This window comes from Streptomyces sp. NPDC002130, assembly GCF_040296465.1.
Classification (GTDB): domain Bacteria; phylum Actinomycetota; class Actinomycetes; order Streptomycetales; family Streptomycetaceae; genus Streptomyces.
The window spans coordinates 1-1,198 of sequence record NZ_JBEOXI010001040.1 but is presented as its reverse complement, the minus strand read 5'-3'; the positions used below and the strand labels follow the sequence as shown (position 1 = coordinate 1,198).

The 1,198-nt window shown below is 64.0% G+C and carries 1 pseudogene; it reads right to left on the bottom strand.

The window, feature by feature from the left end:
• Positions 1–250 precede the first annotated feature (250 nt).
• Positions 251–745, bottom strand: a pseudogene (locus ABT116_RS48185) (alpha/beta hydrolase fold domain-containing protein); the annotation flags it as partial.
• Positions 746–1,198 lie beyond the last annotated feature (453 nt).

Sequence of the window (1,198 nt, the reverse complement as noted above, 5' to 3'; positions counted from 1 at the left end):
GGAGCGCTTCCTGTCCCAGAACACCCACGCCGCCAAGCAGTTCACCGGTGTGGACGGTTCGGACGTGCCGCTGGACGAGTCGATCGCCGCCCGCGGCCTGGGGTGGGACCGCATCGAGCCTGGTGCGAATGAACCTGGCAACGTCGCGTAACGCAGCCCGGCTCTCCGGCAAGCCAGGCCACACGGCGGGAAACGCGTGAACCTGACCGTTCCAGATCTGCAGCGAGCACGGCACCCCCGCGGCGGCGAGCCGCTGCGCCATCACCTCCGAATCAACTCTGAGAACCTCGGATTCAGCGGCGATCAGCAACGACGGTGGCAGCGCGGCCAGATCGCCGTCGACAGGTGAGTTCGTCTGTCCGCCAAGCTTTCCGATCGCTATCAATGCCGACACCGGGGCGATCACGTCGCGTCGAGCGTTGGCGTGGACTGATTTGGTGGTGCAATCGAGATCGAGGAGAGGTGAGAGTCCGACCAGTCCGGCCGGAACCTCGAGCCCGGCGGAAACAGCTGCAAGCGCCGTCGCGAAAACCAGGAAACCTCCGGCCGAATCACCAACGAAGACAACCTTTTCCGGCAATACTCCCTGTTCGAGGAGCCACCGGTATGCACCCAGACAGTCGTCGACGGACCCACTGATGCTCGTGCTCGGCAACTGCCGATACGCGACGTGCATGACCGGAAGGCCGGTTCGCTTGGCGATGCCGGCAACCACCGGTCGATGCGTGTTGAGCCCGCAACACATGAACCCGCCGCCGTGCAGGTAGAGAACTACACCGTCGCGCAGATCAGCCGTCGAGCCTGCCGTCCGCACGAGCTCACCGTCGAAACCTGGAAAACGAATCGCTTCCCGATCGATCCCGGAGGGAATGCGTACACCCGCGGCCGAGTCCAGCACTGCGGCGCGGCGCATGGCGCCAGGCGTCAGCGGAGCGATCCCGACCACTGGCCGAAGCATCCATCGACACGCGTTGTAGAGGACCTGCGATTCGATACTCGGCCTGCCGTATCGAGTTCCGGTCCTACGACTGACAGTCGGCAACAGAGACATCTGTCCAGATTAGAAGCGATCAGGCACCGAAGAGGTCGACTTCGTCGAGATCGTCGACGATCGTGACCTTTCGTTTCCGCCCGCCGATGACCTTCCCCAGACCGCGCAGTCCACCGGACTGAGCTTTCGGGGCGGGTTCGATGCGCT